The sequence below is a fragment of the Variovorax sp. V213 genome (assembly GCF_041154455.1).
Taxonomy (GTDB): Bacteria; Pseudomonadota; Gammaproteobacteria; order Burkholderiales; family Burkholderiaceae_C; genus Variovorax.
The window spans coordinates 2,337,475-2,355,154 of the sequence record NZ_AP028664.1 but is presented as its reverse complement, the minus strand read 5'-3'; the positions used below and the strand labels follow the sequence as shown (position 1 = coordinate 2,355,154).

Genomic DNA, 17,680 nt, shown 5'->3' with positions numbered 1-17,680 from the left:
TGCGATTCCTTGTTTCAGCGCGGCACCAGGAAGACCGCTTTCTCGGACACCTCGTCCCCGCCCTCCTCGTCCCGGATGTCGAAGTGCACCGTGTGCGAACCGGACGGCACCACGCCATAGGGAACCTGCAGGCGCACGGCCAACCAGCGCGACTGGGCCGCATCGATCGTGACGCGCTCGCCGGGCGAAATGCTCAGTCCTTCGATGCCATGCGCGGCAATCCGGTAGTGGCGTGCCTCCTCGGTGGCGTTCATGATCTGGAGCCGGTAGACGTTCTCGAGCCGGCCGCCCTCGACGATGCGGGCCAGCGATGCGCGGTCGCGCACCACGTCGACCTTCAGCGGCGTGCGCGCGACGAGGCTGGCCAGGAGCCCCGCCACCAGCAGCGCGAGGATGGCGGTGTAGACCAGCACGCGCGGGCGCAGCACGCGGCGCAGCAGCTGGCGGCGCGTCCATCCGGCCTCCATGCCGTTTTGCGTGTCGTAGCGGATCAGCCGCGGCGCATAGGCCATCTTCTGCATCACCGTGTCGCAGGCGTCCACGCAAAGCCCGCAGCCGATGCATTCGTATTGCAGGCCCTTGCGGATGTCGATGCCCGTGGGGCACACCTGCACGCAAAGCCCGCAGTCGATGCAGTCGCCCAGCGCCACGCTGCGCGGGTCGAGGCCCTTGCGCCTCGGGGCGCGCGGCTCGCCCCGCTTCGGGTCGTAGGTGACGATGAGCGTGTCGCGGTCGAACATGGCGCTCTGGAAGCGCGCATAGGGGCACATGTACTTGCACACCTGCTCGCGCATGAAGCCCGCGTTGCCATACGTCGCAAAGCCGTAGAAGAAAACCCAGAACACCTCCCACGAGCCCATGCGGGTCTGCAGGAACGCCATGCCCAGCTCGCGAATGGGCGTGAAGTAGCCCACGAAGGTGAAGCCGGTCCACAGCGCGATGCCGATCCACACCAGGTGCTTGAACCACTTCTTGACCAGCTTCTCCAGCGACATCGGTTCGGCGTCGAGCCGTATGCGCGCCGTGCGGTTGCCCTCGATCTTGTGTTCCACCCACATGAAGATCTCGGTGTAGACGGTCTGCGGGCAGGCGTAGCCGCACCACAGCCGCCCGGCCACGGCGGTGAAGAGAAAAAGCGCCAGCGCGCTGACCACCAGCAGGCCCGAGAGATAGATCAGGTCCTGCGGGTACAGCACCAGGCCGAAGATGTAGAAGCGCCGCGAGGCCAGGTCGAACAGCACCAGTTGCCGCTCGCCCCACTCCGCCCACGGCAGGCCATAGAACACCAGCTGGGTCAGGAAGACCATGGCCCAGCGCCAGCGCGCGAACATGCCGCGCACGGTGCGCGGATAGATCTTCTTCGTGGCCTCGTACAGGCCCACCGAATCGCCCTCGACCGGAACGATGGGGATGATCTTGCGCGCACCGCGGCTGGCTGCAGGAGCCGGTGCGGAGACGGGGGCGGATGAATCCATGATCAGACGGCGGCGGATGTCAGGGTCCGGTCGCGGGGTTGGAGAAACCCCAGACATAGGAAGCGAGCAGCTTGATCTGCGCCTCGGTCAGGCGACCTTCCTGTGCCGGCATTTCGCTGTGCTTGCCGGCATTGACGATCTGCACGATGGCCGCCTCGCCGAAGCCGTGCAGCCAGATCTTGTCGCTGAGGTTGGGCGCACCCACGGCCTGGTTGCCGACACCGCCGATGCCGTGGCAGGCGGCGCACACCGTGAACTTGGACTTGCCGAGGCCGGCGCGCACCGAGTCGTGCGGCGCGCCGGAAAGGCTCAGCACGTAGTTCGCCAGGTTCTTCACCTCTTCCTGCGTGCCGACCGCCGCTGCCATGGGCGGCATCACGCCGGTGCGGCCCTTGGTGATGGTCTCGGCAATCTTCTCGGGCGTGCCGCCGTGCAGCCAGTCCTTGTCGGTCAGGTTGGGAAAGCCCTTGCTGCCGCGCGCGTCGGACCCGTGGCACTGGGAGCAGTTGTTCATGAACAGGCGTTCGCCGATGGCCATGGCCTTGGGTTCGCGCGCAACGTCTTCCATCGACATGCCGGCGTAGCTCGCGTAGACGGGCGCCAGCGCCTTGTTGGCCTTGTCCACTTCGGCGTCATATTCAGTCCTGGTGCTCCAGTTCGCCTGGCCGCTGAAGCTGCCCAGGCCGGGAAAGACCACCAGGTACCCGACCGCGAAGAAGATGGTCATCACGAACAGGCCGACCCACCACATGGGCAGCGGATTGTTGGACTCGCGCAGGTCCTCGTCCCAGACGTGGCCGGTGGTGTTGTCCGCATCGGACGCCACGCGCTTGCGCGCGGTGAGCCACAGCAACAGCATGCATCCGAGGATGCTCAGGACCGTGCCGGCCGCAATGTAGTTCGACCAGAAGTTGTTGACGAAATCGCTCATCGTGGGCCCCTCTTCTTCAGTCTTGCTCGAACGGCAAATGGGCGGCTTCCTCGAAGCGCGATGCGTTGCGGCGGGCATACGCCCAGGCCACGATGCCGAGGAAGAGCGCAAAGCAAAGCACGGTGGCGGCAACGCGCAGGGTGGTGATATCGATCATGGTTCGGTGCTCCTTACTTGAGCGCGAGGCCCAGCGATTGCAGATACGCCACCGTCGCGTCCAGCTCGGTCTTGCCGCGGACGTCTTCGGCCGCGCGGGCGATGTCTTCGTCCGAATACGGCACGCCGACCTGGCGCAGCGCGCGCATGCGGCGCGGAATGGCGTCGGCGTCGACCAGGCTCTTGTCGAGCCACGAATAGGCCGGCATGTTCGACTCGGGCACCAGGTCGCGCGGGTTGTTCAGGTGGATGCGCTGCCACTCGTCGCTGTACTTGCCGCCCACGCGGTGCAGGTCGGGGCCGGTGCGCTTGCTGCCCCACTGAAAGGGGTGGTCGTAGACGAATTCGCCCGCCACTGAATAGTGGCCGTAGCGCAGCGTCTCCGAGCGGAACGGCCGGATCATCTGCGAGTGGCAGTTGTAGCAACCCTCGCGCAGATAGACATCGCGGCCGGCGAGCTGCAGCGCCGTGTGCGGCTTCAGGCCCTCAATAGGCTCGGTGGTCGACTTCTGGAAGAAAAGCGGCACGATCTCGACCAGGCCGCCGATGGCGACGACCACGAGAATCAGCACGATCATCAGCAGGTTGTTGGTCTCCACCTTCTCGTGGGTGAAGCCGCTGCTCTTGGGTTCGGGGTTCGGGTTCATGCTTGTTCCTCAGACGTGGGCAATGGCAACGGCCGGAATCGACGCCTGCACGGAACGCCCCGAGATCACGGTCATCCACACGTTCCAGGCCATCACCAGCATGCCGCCGAGATACAGCAGGCCGCCGGCCAGCCGCACCACGTAGAAGGGGAACGTGGCCTTCACGCTTTCGACGAAGGTGTAAGTGAGCGTGCCGTCGGGGTTGATGGCACGCCACATCAGGCCCTGCATCACGCCGGCGATCCACATGGCGGCGATGTAGAGCACGATGCCGATGGTGGCCATCCAGAAGTGGGCCTCGATGGCCTTCACGCTGAACATGGTGGTGCGGCCGTACATGCGCGGGATCAGGTAGTACAGCGAGCCCATGGTGATGAAGCCCACCCAGCCCAGCGCGCCGGAGTGCACGTGGCCCACGGTCCAGTCGGTGTAGTGGCTCAGGGCGTTGACGGTCTTGATCGACATCATCGGGCCTTCGAAGGTCGACATGCCGTAGAACGACAGCGCCACGATGAGAAAGCGAAGGATCGGGTCGGTGCGCAGCTTGTGCCAGGCGCCCGAAAGCGTCATCACGCCGTTGATCATTCCGCCCCAGCTCGGCGCGAGCAGGATCAGCGAGAACACCATGCCCAGCGACTGCGTCCAGTCGGGCAGCGCCGTGTAGTGCAGGTGGTGCGGGCCGGCCCACATGTAGGTGAAGATCAGCGCCCAGAAGTGGACGATGGAGAGCCGGTACGAATACACCGGCCGGCCTGCCTGCTTGGGGATGTAGTAGTACATCATTCCCAGGAAGCCCGCGGTGAGGAAGAAGCCCACTGCGTTATGGCCATACCACCACTGCACCATGGCGTCCTGCACGCCGGCATAGGCCGAGTAGCTCTTCATCCAGCCGGCCGGAATCTCGGCGCTGTTGACAATGTGCAGCAGCGCCACCGCGATGATGAAGGCGCCGTAGAACCAGTTGGCCACGTAGATGTGGCGCACCTTGCGGATCCCGATGGTGCCGAAGAACACGACCGCGTAGGCCACCCACACCACCGCGATCAGGATGTCGATCGGCCATTCGAGCTCAGCGTATTCCTTGCCCGTGGTGTAGCCCAGCGGCAGGCTGATGGCGGCGGCCACGATCACGGCCTGCCAGCCCCAGAACACGAACGATGCGAGCGCCGGCGCGAACAGCCGGACCTGGCAGGTGCGCTGCACCACGTGAAAGCTGGTGGCCATGAGCGCGCAGCCGCCGAACGCGAAGATCACCGCGTTGGTGTGCAGCGGCCGCAGGCGGCCGTAGCTGAGCCATGGAATGCCGAGGCTGAACTCGGGCCAGGTGAGCTCGGTGGCGATGATCACGCCGACGAGCATCCCGACCACGCCCCAGACCACGGACATGAGGGAAAGTTGCCGCACGACGGTGTCGTCGTATGCTGCTGCGGGAGGATTGGATTCTTGCATCGTGCTGCCTCTTGATGGACTGCGGGCAGTGTCCCTGCGCACACGCCGGGGCGGTTTGATGCAAATCAATCGTGGCGCAGGATCCGGTCGCCTTCGAACTCGATATCGTCGAATTGCCCACGCTCGATGGCCCACCACAGGCCGCCGAGGATGGCGAGCACCAGCACGACCGACAGCGGGATCAGGAGAAAGAGGATGTCCATCAGCCGCCCGCCCTGGCGTCAGCGTTGCCGTGAGCTGCTGCGAGCCGCGCGGCGTTGAGCACCACCACCAGCGAACTCGCCGCCATGCCCAGCCCGGCGAGCCATGCAGGAAGCCAGCCGGCAATGGCCAGCGGCACGCACAGCGCGTTGTAGCCGGCGGCCCAGGCAAGGTTCTGCCGCACCACGCGCAGCGTTCGCCGCGCCTGCGCGATGGTGCGCGGAATGGACGAGAGCGCTTCGCCGAGCACGACGAAGTCGGCCCGTGCACGCGAGAGCGGTACCGCGCGGCCGAAGGCGAAAGAAGCATTCGCACGCGCCAGCGAGGGGCCGTCGTTCAGGCCGTCGCCCACCATCGCCACCTGCCGGCCTTCCGCCTGCAGACGCCACAGCACCTCGAGCTTGTCTTCGGGCGTGCAGCCGCCCTGGGCAAAGGAAATGCCGGCGCGCGTTGCGATTTCGCGGGCGGCACTGTCCCGGTCGCCGGAGAGCAGGCGCACCGTGATGCCTTCGGCCTGCAGCGCCGCCACCGCGGCGGCGGCATCCGCGCGCAGTTCCTCGGCGAGCACGAAGCTCGCGAGCCAGCCCTGCTCGTCGCTGAGGTGAACCTGCGGCGCTTCGACCTGCAGCGGTGGCACGTTGCAATAGCCAGCGGAGCCCAGTCGCACACGCTGGGCGGACCCGTCGGCGCTCGGGCTTCGGCGCAGCAGGCCTTCGAGGCCGAGGCCCGCCAGTTCGGCGGGCTGCGTCACTTCCCAGGCGGGTGGCGAACGGAACTGCACGTTCCATGCGTTCACCAGCGCGCGGGCACCGGGATGCAGCGAATGCGCGCCGAGCGCGGCGCCGATCTCCAGCGCGTCGCCCGGGCGCAGGCCCTGCCGGCAGTACACGCGCTCGAGGCGCGGGGTGTCGCCGGTCAGCGTGCCCGTCTTGTCGAACACCACCGTATCGACCGAGGCCAGCGCCTCCAGCGCCTGCAGGTTCGACGTCAGCACGCCGCCGCGCGCCAGTGCCCCCGCGCTTGCGAGCATGGCGGCCGGCGTGGCAAGGGACAGCGCGCATGGGCAGGTCACGATCAGTACCGCCACCGCCACCATCAGGGCCTTGCCCGAATCGGCATGCCACCAGAAGGCCGCGGCCCCGGCGGCCGACGCCAGCACGAAAATGAGGAACGGCCGTGCGATCCGGTCGGCCAGCTGGGCCAGGCGCGGCTTGCCCAGCGCGGCGCTTTCCATCAGTCGCACGATCTGCGCGAAGCGCGTGCCCTCGCCCACCGATTCGATGCGCACCTGCACCGTGGCCGAGAGATTGTGGCTGCCCGCCAGCACGCGCTCGCCTTGCGCCCGTGGCACGGGGCGGGACTCGCCGGTGAGCAGCGCCTCGTCGGTGCTGGTGCCGCCGTCGATCAGCACGCCGTCGGCCGGAAAGGCCTCGCCGGGGCGCACCCGCACCACGTCGCCCGCGGCCAGGCGCCGGACGGCCACGCGCTGCCAGCCGCCATCGGCCTCGAGGCGTTCGATGCTGTCGGGCAGGCGGTTCATCACGGCCTCGAGCGAACCGGCCGTGCGGTCCCGCAACCGCGCCTCGAGCCAGCGGCCGGTGAGCAGGAAGAACACGAACATGGTCAGCGAGTCGAAATACACCTCGTGGCCCAGCACGCCCGCGCTGTCGAAGGTGGCCGCGGTGCTGACCGCGAAGGCAATGGCGATGCCGAAGGCCACCGGCAGGTCCATGCTGATGCGCCCATGGCGAAGGTCGCGCCACGCGCTGCGAAAGAACGGGCCGCAGGAAAAGAAAAGTACGGGCAGCGTGAGCACCCACGAGGCCCAGCGCAGCAGCTGCGCGGCATCCGCCGTCATCTCGCCGGGCTGCGCGATGTAGGCCGGGTAGGCATACATCATCACCTGCATCATGCAAAAGCCCGACACCAGCCAGCGCCACAGCGCGAGCCGCAGCTCGCGCGAACGGCGCTCGTGCGCGGAGCTGTCCGCGGCCGGCACCAGCCGGTAGCCCGCGGCCTCGCACGACTCGAACCAGCGCGAAGGCCGAGTCAGCGCGGCGGACCACACCACGCGCGCGCGCCGGCTCGCGGCATTGACCTGCACTTCGAGCACGCCGGGCACACGCAGCAGCGCCGTCTCGACCGCAAGGCCGCAGGTCGCACAGTGCATGCCTTCCACGGAGACCTGCGACTCCCATCGCCCCGCCGCGGCTGCGCCATCGTCGAGGGTGCGGCCGAAAGCCGGCCATTCGGAAGAATCGTCGAGCACCTGCCACTCTTCACGGGGTGCCCGTGGGAGCGCGGCGGCCGGAGAAAAAGGGGCGAGCGCAGCTTGCATCGGGCAAGGCTAAGGGCCGCGGCCACGCCGCCGTTTGATCTGCATCAACCGGCGCGGGCGGCCGGCTGCCTAAGCTGGGGGCACATTTCCTCCAATGAGAGAAGACCATGTTCAAGCGCATTCTCGTGGCCACCGACGGCTCCACGCTCTCGAAGAAGGCCGTCAACAGCGCCATCGCGCTCGCGACCCGGCACGACGCCGACCTCATCGCGCTCACCGTGGTGCCGCGCTACCCGAAGAGCTACTTCGACGGGGCCATGTCGTTCTCGCCCGAGGACATCGCGCGGGTGGAAAAGCAGTGGGCCGACAAGGCGCAGGGCATGCTGGATGCGGTGGAGACGCGTGCGGCCGCCAGCGGCGTGCAGCTGAAGACGGCCATCGCCAACTCGGACCTGGTGGCCGAGTCGATCGTCGCCACGGCAAAGAAGCACAAGTGCGACCTGATCGTGATGGCCTCGCACGGCCGCAAGGGCATCAAGCGGCTGCTGCTGGGCAGCGAGACGCAGCACGTGCTGACGCACTCCACGCTGCCTGTGCTCGTGCTGCGTTAGGCCGCAGCGGCCCTCGCGTCAGGCGGCCTGCACCGACGCGGCGCCGATGGCGTCGTTCTGCGCTTCGCTGAGCCAGCGCCGCTTGTCGCGCAGCGGCGGCGCACCGAACATCCGGCTGTACTCGCGGGCGAACTGCGACGGGCTTTCATAGCCCACGCTGTGCGCCGCGCTCGCCACGTCGACACCGGCCATCAGCATCTGGCGGCGCGCCTCCTGCAGCCGGAGCTGCTTCTGGTACTGCAGCGGGCTCATGGCGGTCACGGCCTTGAAGTGATGGTGGAACGACGACACGCTCATGTGCACCGCGCGCGCCATGTCCTCGATGCGCAGCGACTGTGCATAGTTGACGCGCAGCGCGCTGATGGCCTTGGCCACGCGCTGGGTGTGGCTGTCCTGCAGCGCGATCTGCCGCAGGCGCGCGCCCTCCCCGTTCACCAGCAGGCGGTACATGATCTCGCGCTTGATGAGCGGCGCCATGATCGGCACGTCCTCGGGCGTTTCGGCCAGCCGCAGCAGCCGCAGCACCGGCTCCAGCACCGGCATGGCGATGCGGTTGACGTACATGCCGCGCGACGCGGGCGCATTGGCCTTCGCGGGCAGCTTCTCGTCGCCGATGAGTTCGCCGATGTCGTCGATCGCAAGCTCCAGCCGCACGCCGAGGTAGGGTTCGTTGTCGCTCGTCAGGCGCACCTGGCCGCACACCGGCAGGTCGACCGAGGTCACCAGGTAGTGCATCGGGTCGTACACATAGATGTCGTCGCCCACGATGATCCGCTTGGAGCCCTGCGCGATCAGCCCGAGCGCCGGGGTCGCGAAGGCATGCTTGGGACCGTCGGGCTTGCTGATGCAGAACACCTGCAGGCCGGCCACGGGCGTTTCCACGGTGCCGTCCTGGCCGCGCGTGATGCGGTTGATCAGCGCCACCAGTTCCTTCCTGGCTTCGTCGAGCTGCGGGTCCAGCGGCATCGGCTGGGCAATGGCGGCAGCAATTTCGGGTGTTTCGTCGGACATGTTCAGGACCTTGACACAGGTGATTCACGGCGCCCGGAGGCGACGTGGAGGATCGGGTGGTTCAAAGCTTAGCGCCGCATCCGCGAATCTGCACGGCGCCGGCGGAGGTCTGGAGAAATAGGCAAAGACTTTGCAGGAACGCGCTGGCCACCCGGCCGCCGCCGGCCGGATACTTTTGCCAGGCCCTCCGGGGAATCTCACCATCCAGCAAAGGAATGAGCGATGCAATACCGCAAATTCGGCCGCACCGGCCTGTTCGTTTCCGAACTCTGCCTCGGCACCATGACCTTCGGCGGCGCGAGCGGCATCTGGGGACACATCGGCAACCTCCAGCAGTCCGAGGCGGAAAGCCTGGTGGGCCGTGCGCTGGACGCCGGCATCAACTTCATCGACACCGCCGACGTGTACTCCGAAGGGCTCTCGGAAACCATCACCGGCCAGGCGCTGAAGAACCTCAAGGTGCCGCGCGAGAACGTGGTGGTCGCCACCAAGGTGCTGGGCGAAACCGGCAAGAGCCCCAATTCGGCCGGCGCCTCGCGCTATCACATCATGGACGGTGTGAAGGCCAGCCTGAAGCGCCTGCAGCTGGACCACATCGACCTGTACCAGATCCACGGCTTCGACCCGGTGACGCCCATCGAGGAAACCGTGCGCGCGCTGGACAACCTGGTGCAGCAAGGCCACGTGCGCTATGTGGGCGTTTCGAACTGGGCCGCGTGGCAGATCATGAAGGCGCTGGGCATTGCCGAGCGGCAGGGGCTCGCGCGCTTCGAATCGCTGCAGGCCTACTACACCATTGCCGGCCGCGACCTGGAACGCGAACTGGCGCCCATGCTGCAGAGCGAAAACCTGGGCCTGATGGTCTGGAGCCCGCTGGCGGGCGGCCTCCTGAGCGGCAAATACGGACGCCATATCGAGGCGGGCGAAGCCGAGAAAGGCAGCCGCCGCACCACCTTCGACTTTCCGCCCGTGAACGTCGAGCGCGCCTACGACTGCATCGACGTGATGCGCCAGCTGGCCGAGGCGCGCAAGGTCTCGGTGGCGCAGATCGCGCTCGCATGGCTGCTGCACCAGCAGGTGGTAACCAGCGTGATCGTCGGCGCCAAGCGCATCGAGCAGCTGGACGACAACATCGCCGCCACGGCCATCCGGCTCGATGCCGACGCGCTGGGCGCGCTCGACAAGGTGAGTGCGCTGCCGTCCGAGTACCCGGGCTGGATGCTCGAACGCCAGGGCGGCGCACGGGCGAAGCGGCTCGCCGAGTCAGGCCAGCGCGGCTGACCGCCGTGCGGCGTGGGCCGCGGTGGCGCGCAATGCGCGCAGATCGAGGTGCCGCGCGGCGCTTGCCGCATCGGGCTCGGCCAGGTGCGGCACGACGCCGAGCAAGGGCGCACCGAGCCGGCCGCGCAGGGTCTGGAGGTTGGCCTCGGGTGCCAGCATCCCCGGCTCGATGACACTCGCGACCCACCCCGCCAGCATGAGGCCGCGCGCCCGGATGGCTTCCGCCGTGAGCAGCGCGTGGTTCAGGCAGCCGAGCCGCAGCCCGACCACGAGGATCACCGGCAGGCCCAGCGCCACGGCCAGGTCGGCGCTGTCGAGGTCGTCGCCGAAAGGCACGCAGAACCCGCCCACGCCTTCGACGACCACCGCGTCGGCGCACTGCGACAACGCCGCGAAGGCCGACAGCAGCGGCGGCAACTCGATGCGCACGCCCTCCTCCCGCGCCGCCAGGTGCGGCGACACCGGCGCGCGCAGCAGGTACGGGCAGCGCAAGGCCAACGGCGCATCGACATTGCCGGCCGCGTGCAGTTGCTCGACGTCATCGTTGCGCCAACCACCGTCGATCAGCTCCAGGCCTGCGGCCACCGGCTTCATGCCGACCGCCCGCAGGCCCGATGCGGCCAGCAGGCTCAGCATGGCGCTGCTGGCCAGCGTCTTGCCGACGCCTGTGTCGGTGCCGGTGATGAACCAGCGGCGCGTCATGCGGCCGCCTTCCAGGGCTCTTCCAATGCTTCGCCCAAGGCGTCGAGCAGCCGCGCCACGTCGGCCTCGCTGTGGCTGGCCGACAGCGTGATGCGCAGTCGTGCGGTGCCGGCGGGCACGGTCGGCGGGCGGATCGCACCGACGCGCAGGCCGCGGGCGTCGAGCTGCGCCATGGTCTGCATCGCGCGCGCGTTGTCGCCCAAGATCAGCGGCTGGATGGCGGTGGGCGAATCCGGCAGCCAGGCGCTGCCGTCCGGCGGCAGGATCGCCTCGAGGCCCCGGCGCAGTTGGGCGATGCGCGCCTTCAAACGGGCGCGGCGCACCTTGCCTTCCTCGCCTTCGATCAGCGCGAGGCTTGCGAGCAGCGCGTGCGCGATGGCCGGCGGCGCGGCGGTGGTGAAGATGTAGGGCCGCGCCCGCTGCACGAGGTAGTCGATGACGGTGCGGTGCGCCGCCACGAAGGCGCCCGACACCCCGGCCGCCTTGCCGAGCGTGCCGATGAGCACCAGCCGCTCCGAGCGCAGGCCCATGGCCTGCAGCACGCCCCGGCCCGTGGCGCCCAGCACGCCGAAGCCGTGCGCGTCGTCCAGCACGAGCCAGGCGTCATGGCGCTCCGCCAGTGCGAGCAGTTCGGCCACCGGCGCGATGTTGCCGTCCATGCTGAAGACCGCATCGCTCACGATCAGCTTGACCGGCGCATCGCAGGCACCGAGTTGGGCATCGAGCGCGGCCACGTCGCAATGCGCATAGCGCTCGACCCGCGCCTTGGCCAGCCGCGCACCGTCGATCAGCGACGCATGGTTGAGCGATTCGGAGAAGATCACTGCCTCGGCGCCGCCCAGCGCCGACAGCACCGCAAGGTTGGCCATGTAGCCCGTGCAGAAGAACAGGCTCCGCGCCTCCGGGATGAACGGCGCCATCCAGCCGGCCAGCCGCTCCTCGAGCTCGGCATGCGCGCGCGAGTGGCCGAGGATCAGGTGCGACCCGCCGCTGCCCGTGCCATAGCGCGCCGCACCTTCGGCCAGTGCGGCAGCCAGCGCCGGATGCGCGGCGAGACCGAGGTAGTCGTTGCTGCTGAAGCCGAGCATGGTGCGCGGCGCGGCCGCGCCGGCCAGCGTCAGGGATTGCTCGGGTGCGCAGGCCGTCTCGGCGATCTGCCGGCGGCGGCGCAGCGACTTCGCGTCGAGGGCGGTGATCTCGTCCTGCAGGCGTTCAAGCAAGCGCGACATCGCGGCCTCCTTCTTCATGGTTTGCGTGGGTGGGCGCGGCCACCGCTTGCAGCGCGGCCAGCGTGCCATCGACCAGCAGGTCGATTTCGTCCTCTCCAATCGCATACGGCGGCATGAGGTAGACGGTCGAACCAATGGGGCGCATCAGCAGTCCGTTCGCCCGCGCGGCAAGATGAAAGCGCTCCGCGAAGCGGACACCGGGCTCGCGCACGTCGAAGGCCGTGATCATTCCGCGCTGGCGCAGGTGATCGACGGGCATCCCGTGGAGCCCTTCGCGCAGCCGGCCGATCACCCGTTGGGCACGGGTGCGGTTGCGCTGCAGCGCGTCCTCGCGCTCGAACAGGTCGAGCGTCGCGAGCGCCGCGCGGCAGGCCAGCGCGTTGCCGGTGTACGAATGGGAATGCAGGAAGCTGCGCGCCACGTCGTCGTCGACGAAGCCTTCGTAGATGGCATCGCGCGTCATCACCAGCGCAAGCGGCAGGTAGCCGCCGCTGATGCCCTTGGAAAGGCAAAGAAAGTCGGGCCAGATGCCGGCCTGCTCGCACGCGAAGAAAGTGCCGGCGCGACCGCAGCCCACGGCGATCTCGTCGGCGATGAGATGCACCTCGTAGCGGTCGCACAGCGCACGCACGAGGCGCAGGTATTCCGGGTCGTGCATCGCCATGCCGGTGGCGCATTGCACCAGCGGCTCGACGATCACGGCGGCGATCGATGCATGCCGTTCGGCCAGCAGCGCTTCGAGCTCGGCGGCGGCGCGCCGGGCCACGGCGGCTGCTTTTTCGCCCGGCAGTGCGGCCCGAGCATCGGGCGAGGCAACGAGGTGCGCATTGGCGAGCAGCGGCGCATAGGCGTCGCGGAACACCGGCACGTCGGTCACATGCAGCGCGCCCAGCGTTTCGCCGTGGTAGCCGTGCCGCAGCGCGACGAAGTTCTGCTTGCCGCCGCGGCCCGCATTGCGCCAGGCGTGAAAGCTCATCTTCAACGCGATCTCCACGGCCGAGGCGCCATCGGAGGCATAGAAGCAATGGCCCAGCGCATGGCCGGTCAGCGCGGCAAGCCGCTCGGCCAGCTCGACGGCCGGTGCATGCGTGCAGCCGGCAAGCATCACATGCGAGAGCGTGTCGATCTGGTCCTTCAGCGCCGCGTTGATGGCCGGATGCGCATGGCCGAAGAGATTGACCCACCAGGAACTCGTCGCGTCGAGATAGCGGCGTCCGTCGTGGTCGAACAGCCAGACGCCCTCGCCGCGTGCGATCGGCAGCGGCGGCACCGCTTCGAGCCGGATGCTCTGCGTGCAGGGATGCCAGACATGGCGCCGGCTGCGCTGCTGCCAGCCGGCGTTTTTCGACGGTGCGAAGGTCGAGGGAGAAGCAATCGTTGGCGGCATCCGCGCATTCCTTTGAGGGGCAAGGCGCGGGATCGTATCGGTGCAAATCCGGCGCGGCAAACCGCTGGATCGAGCGCGAAAAGACGCGCATTTGAACGACGTTGGCCGGCGTAGGCGGCCCATTCAGACCAAGCCCGTGCAACTGGACGGTTTCCCGTGCGCAGGCCGCCTCGTGAGAGTCATGCAAGTTGTCTTGCAGGCGATAAAGATGGCAGCGGAGTATCGAGTTCTCACACGTCTTGAGGCGGCAATTCTTGACATCGGACACACGGATGTCCGATTTCGGCTATTGGCTGCCAGGCCCCACGGCGGGTCCTTTCGCCTCTCGGCAGCCTGCACGGCATGAGGCTTGGACGACGCCCGCCGTGGGCCTATTCCCACACCGGCAGTCGAGTGCGGCGCGGACAAACAAATCTCCATCCATTCCTTTTGAAGGAGCAGCCCATGTCCAAGACGAACCCCAACACGCCCGACGAGCGCGGTTCGTTGCCCCCTCAGCACAACAAGGCTGGCCACCAGAGCCCCACGCCCCGCAACGAGCCACGCCGGACCGTAGAGAGCCGCCATGACCGCGAGAGCCATGTCGGCAGCAGCAACCAGAATCAGGCCCGGCGGGGCGGCTCCAACCACTGACTCCGGGACGGCCTGAACACCACCGGCACGCGGGGTTGGCCGCCGTGTCCCATCGCAACGAAGCCACCGCCGCGTTGAAGGCGCTCAGCGTGGCCACCGATGCCTGTCGGGAATGCCCGTTGGGCGCGCATGCCACGCAGTCGGTGTTCGGCGAAGGGCCGGTCGGCGCGGTGCTGATGGTGGTGGGCGAGCAGCCGGGCGACAAGGAAGACCTCGTGGGGCGCCCTTTCGTCGGCCCTGCGGGCAAGCTGTTCGACCGCGCCGTGGCCGAGCTCGGCTGGTCACGCGACAAGCTCTACGTGACCAACGCGGTGAAGCACTTTAAATACGAACTGCGTGGCAAGCGCCGCATCCACAAGACACCGGGCCAGCGGGAGGCCGAAGCCTGCCATCATTGGCTCGAAAGCGAGATGGAACTCGTCCAGCCGCGCGCCTGCATTGCGCTGGGCGCCACGGCCGCGCGCTCCCTGCTGGGCCGCCCCGTCGCGGTCATGAAGGAGCGTGGCCAATGGCTGGAAGATGCGGCGACCGGTCGGCGCGTGCTGGTCACGCTGCACCCCTCCGCCTTGCTGCGCGGCGACCCCGCGCAACGGGAGGCCGCGTGGGAAGCTTGGCTCAAGGACCTGTCCGTGGCGTCGAGCCTGATGAAAAAGGCCGCGGCAAGACAACCGGCTCCACGTTCCGCCGCGGGTGGTCATGCGCGCCGGCGGGTGCGCATGGTGATGGAGTAGCGCAGCGCCTCGGTCGGCGCGATGCTGTGCTGCCACGCCCAGCGCGCTTCGCCGCGCAGCATGTAGATGGAACGCGGCTCGATCAGCAGTTGAAGGCTCGCGGGTGCGGCGGCGCTGGCTGGCGGATACGGCCGAAGCTGCATCACGGCGTTGCTGCGCAGCGAAACACCGGCGATGTCTTCGAACTCCGGTACGTCGCGGTGCCAGCCGAGCGGGGTGCCGGGCCTGTATTCGGACAACAGCACATGCGTGAAGTCTTCGGGCGCCATGCCCATCCATCGGGCCACCCGCTCGCGCACCGGATGAAGCACCTCGGGCAGTGGTGCGCCCGGCCGCAGGCGGTGGTTGTCGAAGTCGTAGCTGCCGCCAAAGCTGATGCCGCGCCGCCGGGCGGTGTATTCCTTGTAGCGCATTTCGCGGAGCTGGAATCCCTGCACGATGCGCAGCAGTTCGCTTTCCTCGGCGCGCGTGAGAAATTCGCGCTCGTACCGCAGCCCCTCGATGGCGGCCGTGGGCGCCTCGCCGAACAGGTCGGGCTCGTCGGCAAACTGGACGTAGCTAGCGGACCGCATCGACGTCGTCTCCTTCCTTGCTGGCGCGCGTGAAGCCACCCAGGCGCAAGTCCCACCACGGCGGCAGCAACTCGCGGATCTCGGCGCGTGCAAAGCGGTCGTCCAGCAGGTGCAGCACGCCCTCGTCGTGCTCGGTGCGGATGACGCGGCCGGCCGCCTGCACCACCTTTTGCAGGCCCGGATAAAGGTAGGTGTATTCGTAGCCCTTGCCGAAGCGTGCCTGCATGCGCTCGCGCGTGATCTCGTTCAGGGCGTTGTGCTGCGGCAGGCCCAGGCTCGCGACGAAGGCGCCGATCAAGCGGCTGCCGGGCAGGTCGATACCTTCGCCGAATGCGCCGCCGAGCACGGCAAAGCCGATGCCGCGGCCCCCCTCCTCGAAGCGCGCCAGAAACTCGTGGCGCTCGGCTTCGGCCATGCCGCGCGTCTGCGTCCACACCGGCACGCCGGGGTGCCTGGCGAGGAAGGCCGCGCAGGCCTTCTCCAGGTAGTCGAAGCTGCTGAAGAACGCGAGGTAGTTGCCGGGCAGGCGCTCGAACTGGGCACCGATGATGCCGGCCACGCTGTAGAGCGAAGCCGCTCGGTCGCGGAACCGGGTCGACACGTCCGTGGCCACCTCGACGCGCAACTGCTGGCCCTGGAACGGCGAGGCCACGTCAAGCAGCATCGTTTCCGACGGGAGGCCGAGCGCATCGCGATAGAACCCGAAGGGCGACAAGGTGCCTGAAAAACAGGTGACCGACGCGGCCTCGGCAAAGCGGGGTTCGAGAAACGGTGCGGGTACGAGGTTGCGGATGGCGAGGCTGCGCTGCTGCTGGTCATGGGCAGGCCCCAGCGTGCGCTCGAATACCGAATGGTCGTCGAAGGAATCGGCCAGCCGGGCAAACTGCAGCGCGTCGAAGAAGAAGCGCTGCAGCGGCCCCTGCACCGCGTCCGGCGTGGCCGCAAAGTACTCGCCCATGGCCGTATTGGCGGCCTGCAGGGTGCGCGCGAAGCGCTCGGGTATCTCGTCGGCGGTGTCGTAGGCCTCGGTTTGCGATTGCTGCACCGTGTCCCATTCGCGGTACAGCCGGCCGAGTGCGCCGCGCACCGATGCGGGCGCCACGCGGTGGGCCTCTTCGAGTGCCAGGCCGTCGAGCTGGGCCGTGTACATGCCGCGGGCGCGCTCCAGCAGGTTGTGCGCCTCGTCGACCAGCACGGCCGCGCGCCAGTCGGCGTCCTTCATGGTGGCGTAGAGAAAGGCGCTGCCATCGAAGTAGTAGTTGTAGTCGCCCACGATCAGGTCGGACCAGTGCGCCATCTCCTGCGCAAGGAAATAGGGGCACACGGTGTGCGCGAGCGCAATTTGCCGCAGCGCCTGCCGGTCGAGCCGGGCGGTGCGTGCGGCCTCTTCGCGTGCGGCGGGCAGGCGGTCGTAAAAGCCCTTGGCCAGCGGACACGAGTCGCCGTTGCAGGCCCGGTCGGGGTATTCGCAAACCTTCTCGCGCGCGGTGAGCTCGAGCACGCGCACCTGGGCGCACCCTTCCCCCAGCACGCGCAAGGCATCCAGCGCCACGGCACGGCCCGAGGTCTTGGCGGTGAGAAAGAAGATCTTGTCGATCTTTCGCGCGGCGCGCGCCTTCAGCAGCGGAAAGATGGTGCCCATCGTCTTGCCGATGCCGGTGGGCGCCTGCGCCATCAGGCAGCGTCCGTTCACCGCGGCGCGGTACACCGCCTCGGCCAGCTCGCGCTGGCCGGCGCGGAATTTGCCATGCGGAAAATCGAGACGGCCCAGCGCATCGTCGAGCACGGCATGGTGTGCGGCTTCGCTCTGCGCCCAGGCGCTGTAGCGTGCGCACAGGAGCTCGAAGTGCGCCTGCAGCGCAGCCCGGGTGTGGTGCTCTTCCAGCACCGTTTCCTCGCCGGTGCCGAGGTCGAGGTACACCAGCGCGACGGTGATCTGGTCGTGGCCGTGCATCTCGCACAGCATCCAACCGTAGGTGCGGGCCTGGGCCCAGTGCAGTGCGCGGTGGTTGCCGCGGATGGCGTCGAAGTCGCCGCGGAACGTCTTGATTTCTTCGACGCGCGGCTCGCGCGGGTCGTGTCCGTCGGCCCGGCCGCGCACCTTGAGCGAGCCGCAATGCGAGACAAGCACTACTTCGCTCTGGTAGGCCTCGCCGCGCCGGCCCTGCACCAGCGCATGGCCGGCCATGCCCTCGAGCGCGCTGGGCGCGGGCACGAAACGCAGGTCGAGGTCGCCCGCCTTCGCACCGAAGGCGCACAGCGCCTTGACGGACACTGTGCGGGCATCGGGCGGCTCCGCCTGCGGCTTTGTGGAAAGATCCGTGGTCACGGCGATGCTGTATAAAACAACAGTATAGCGACCCGGCCAAACATGTGCCGCAAGAAC

The 17,680-nt window shown here is 68.1% G+C and carries 17 protein-coding genes; 4 read left to right on the top strand and 13 right to left on the bottom strand.

The window, feature by feature from the left end:
* Positions 1-14: 14 nt before the first annotated feature.
* The 7 genes from ccoG to ACAM55_RS11230 all read right to left on the bottom strand — a co-directional run bounded on the left by ccoG (position 15) and on the right by ACAM55_RS11230 (position 7,197).
* Positions 15-1,475, bottom strand: a complete 1,461-nt coding sequence (gene ccoG, locus ACAM55_RS11260) for a cytochrome c oxidase accessory protein CcoG (protein ID WP_369656078.1) — start codon at positions 1,473-1,475, stop codon at positions 15-17.
* A gap of 19 nt (positions 1,476-1,494) precedes the next feature.
* Positions 1,495-2,406, bottom strand: a complete 912-nt coding sequence (gene ccoP, locus ACAM55_RS11255; protein WP_369656077.1) for a cytochrome-c oxidase, cbb3-type subunit III — start codon at positions 2,404-2,406, stop codon at positions 1,495-1,497.
* Between the two features lie 16 nt (positions 2,407-2,422).
* Complete coding sequence (locus tag ACAM55_RS11250; protein ID WP_369656076.1) at positions 2,423-2,563, bottom strand: cbb3-type cytochrome oxidase subunit 3; 141 nt, start codon at positions 2,561-2,563, stop codon at positions 2,423-2,425.
* A gap of 13 nt (positions 2,564-2,576) precedes the next feature.
* Complete coding sequence (ccoO, locus tag ACAM55_RS11245; RefSeq protein ID WP_369656075.1) at positions 2,577-3,209, bottom strand: cytochrome-c oxidase, cbb3-type subunit II; 633 nt, start codon at positions 3,207-3,209, stop codon at positions 2,577-2,579.
* Between the two features lie 9 nt (positions 3,210-3,218).
* Complete coding sequence (ccoN, locus tag ACAM55_RS11240) at positions 3,219-4,658, bottom strand: cytochrome-c oxidase, cbb3-type subunit I (protein WP_369656074.1); 1,440 nt, start codon at positions 4,656-4,658, stop codon at positions 3,219-3,221.
* A gap of 65 nt (positions 4,659-4,723) precedes the next feature.
* Positions 4,724-4,861: a cbb3-type cytochrome oxidase assembly protein CcoS gene (gene ccoS / locus ACAM55_RS11235; RefSeq protein WP_369656073.1), complete on the bottom strand. Its 138-nt coding sequence runs from the start codon at positions 4,859-4,861 to the stop codon at positions 4,724-4,726.
* Positions 4,861-7,197: a heavy metal translocating P-type ATPase gene (locus ACAM55_RS11230; protein WP_369656072.1), complete on the bottom strand. Its 2,337-nt coding sequence runs from the start codon at positions 7,195-7,197 to the stop codon at positions 4,861-4,863. Before ACAM55_RS11230 ends, ccoS begins: the two co-directional genes overlap by 1 nt.
* Positions 7,198-7,304: 107 nt before the next feature.
* On the opposite strand from ACAM55_RS11230, the gene ACAM55_RS11225 reads away from it, so the two are divergent.
* Positions 7,305-7,748: a universal stress protein gene (locus tag ACAM55_RS11225; RefSeq protein ID WP_369656071.1), complete on the top strand. Its 444-nt coding sequence runs from the start codon at positions 7,305-7,307 to the stop codon at positions 7,746-7,748.
* Between the two features lie 18 nt (positions 7,749-7,766).
* Here the strand turns inward: ACAM55_RS11225 and ACAM55_RS11220 are convergent, their stop codons facing one another.
* Positions 7,767-8,759, bottom strand: coding sequence for an AraC family transcriptional regulator N-terminal domain-containing protein (locus tag ACAM55_RS11220; RefSeq protein ID WP_369656070.1), 993 nt, complete (start codon positions 8,757-8,759; stop codon positions 7,767-7,769).
* A 222-nt stretch (positions 8,760-8,981) separates the two neighbouring features.
* Here ACAM55_RS11220 and ACAM55_RS11215 point away from each other — a divergent pair, with 222 nt between their 5' ends.
* Positions 8,982-10,040: an aldo/keto reductase gene (locus ACAM55_RS11215; RefSeq protein ID WP_369656069.1), complete on the top strand. Its 1,059-nt coding sequence runs from the start codon at positions 8,982-8,984 to the stop codon at positions 10,038-10,040.
* Here ACAM55_RS11215 and bioD read toward each other — a convergent pair.
* The 3 genes from bioD to bioA are packed head-to-tail and all read right to left on the bottom strand — an operon-like array spanning position 10,023 to position 13,358.
* Positions 10,023-10,742 (bottom strand): dethiobiotin synthase, encoded by a 720-nt coding sequence (gene bioD, locus ACAM55_RS11210; RefSeq protein WP_369656068.1) that lies wholly within the window; start codon positions 10,740-10,742, stop codon positions 10,023-10,025. The two genes, ACAM55_RS11215 and bioD, sit on opposite strands and share 18 nt — an antisense overlap.
* Positions 10,739-11,971 (bottom strand): 8-amino-7-oxononanoate synthase, encoded by a 1,233-nt coding sequence (bioF, locus tag ACAM55_RS11205; protein WP_369656067.1) that lies wholly within the window; start codon positions 11,969-11,971, stop codon positions 10,739-10,741. The genes bioD and bioF overlap by 4 nt, the downstream gene beginning before the upstream one ends.
* On the bottom strand, positions 11,955-13,358 hold the full coding sequence (bioA, locus tag ACAM55_RS11200; protein WP_369656066.1) for an adenosylmethionine--8-amino-7-oxononanoate transaminase: 1,404 nt from the start codon (positions 13,356-13,358) through the stop codon (positions 11,955-11,957). The genes bioF and bioA overlap by 17 nt, the downstream gene beginning before the upstream one ends.
* A 444-nt stretch (positions 13,359-13,802) precedes the next feature.
* Here bioA and ACAM55_RS11195 point away from each other — a divergent pair, with 444 nt between their 5' ends.
* Together ACAM55_RS11195 and ACAM55_RS11190 are read left to right on the top strand one after the other, a co-directional pair.
* Complete coding sequence (locus ACAM55_RS11195; RefSeq protein ID WP_369656065.1) at positions 13,803-13,991, top strand: hypothetical protein; 189 nt, start codon at positions 13,803-13,805, stop codon at positions 13,989-13,991.
* 44 nt (positions 13,992-14,035) lie between these two features.
* Positions 14,036-14,722 (top strand): UdgX family uracil-DNA binding protein, encoded by a 687-nt coding sequence (locus ACAM55_RS11190; protein ID WP_369656064.1) that lies wholly within the window; start codon positions 14,036-14,038, stop codon positions 14,720-14,722.
* Here the strand turns inward: ACAM55_RS11190 and ACAM55_RS11185 are convergent.
* Together ACAM55_RS11185 and ACAM55_RS11180 are read right to left on the bottom strand one after the other, a co-directional pair.
* A complete protein-coding gene (locus ACAM55_RS11185) occupies positions 14,686-15,294 on the bottom strand; it encodes an alpha-ketoglutarate-dependent dioxygenase AlkB (protein WP_369656063.1) in 609 nt (202 codons plus the stop codon). The genes ACAM55_RS11190 and ACAM55_RS11185 overlap by 37 nt on opposite strands.
* Positions 15,281-17,623 carry a helicase C-terminal domain-containing protein gene (locus ACAM55_RS11180; protein ID WP_369656062.1) on the bottom strand — a complete coding sequence of 781 codons (2,343 nt, stop codon included), beginning with the start codon at positions 17,621-17,623 and terminating at the stop codon, positions 15,281-15,283. The genes ACAM55_RS11185 and ACAM55_RS11180 overlap by 14 nt, the downstream gene beginning before the upstream one ends.
* Between the last annotated feature and the right edge of the window lie 57 nt (positions 17,624-17,680).

What these genes read in the sequence shown, in the direction of transcription:
- ccoO (WP_369656075.1), bottom strand. Translation starts at nt 3,209, where the DNA reads ATGAACCCGAACCCCGAACCCAAGAGCAGCGGCTTCACCCACGAGAAG.
- ACAM55_RS11250 (WP_369656076.1), bottom strand. Translation starts at nt 2,563, where the DNA reads ATGATCGATATCACCACCCTGCGCGTTGCCGCCACCGTGCTTTGCTTT.
- ACAM55_RS11215 (WP_369656069.1), top strand. Translation starts at nt 8,982, where the DNA reads ATGCAATACCGCAAATTCGGCCGCACCGGCCTGTTCGTTTCCGAACTC.
- ACAM55_RS11230 (WP_369656072.1), bottom strand. Translation starts at nt 7,197, where the DNA reads ATGCAAGCTGCGCTCGCCCCTTTTTCTCCGGCCGCCGCGCTCCCACGG.
- ccoS (WP_369656073.1), bottom strand. Translation starts at nt 4,861, where the DNA reads ATGGACATCCTCTTTCTCCTGATCCCGCTGTCGGTCGTGCTGGTGCTC.
- bioA (WP_369656066.1), bottom strand. Translation starts at nt 13,358, where the DNA reads ATGCCGCCAACGATTGCTTCTCCCTCGACCTTCGCACCGTCGAAAAAC.
- ccoP (WP_369656077.1), bottom strand. Translation starts at nt 2,406, where the DNA reads ATGAGCGATTTCGTCAACAACTTCTGGTCGAACTACATTGCGGCCGGC.
- ACAM55_RS11220 (WP_369656070.1), bottom strand. Translation starts at nt 8,759, where the DNA reads ATGTCCGACGAAACACCCGAAATTGCTGCCGCCATTGCCCAGCCGATG.
- ACAM55_RS11225 (WP_369656071.1), top strand. Translation starts at nt 7,305, where the DNA reads ATGTTCAAGCGCATTCTCGTGGCCACCGACGGCTCCACGCTCTCGAAG.
- ccoN (WP_369656074.1), bottom strand. Translation starts at nt 4,658, where the DNA reads ATGCAAGAATCCAATCCTCCCGCAGCAGCATACGACGACACCGTCGTG.
- ccoG (WP_369656078.1), bottom strand. Translation starts at nt 1,475, where the DNA reads ATGGATTCATCCGCCCCCGTCTCCGCACCGGCTCCTGCAGCCAGCCGC.
- ACAM55_RS11185 (WP_369656063.1), bottom strand. Translation starts at nt 15,294, where the DNA reads ATGCGGTCCGCTAGCTACGTCCAGTTTGCCGACGAGCCCGACCTGTTC.
- bioF (WP_369656067.1), bottom strand. Translation starts at nt 11,971, where the DNA reads ATGTCGCGCTTGCTTGAACGCCTGCAGGACGAGATCACCGCCCTCGAC.
- ACAM55_RS11195 (WP_369656065.1), top strand. Translation starts at nt 13,803, where the DNA reads ATGTCCAAGACGAACCCCAACACGCCCGACGAGCGCGGTTCGTTGCCC.
- bioD (WP_369656068.1), bottom strand. Translation starts at nt 10,742, where the DNA reads ATGACGCGCCGCTGGTTCATCACCGGCACCGACACAGGCGTCGGCAAG.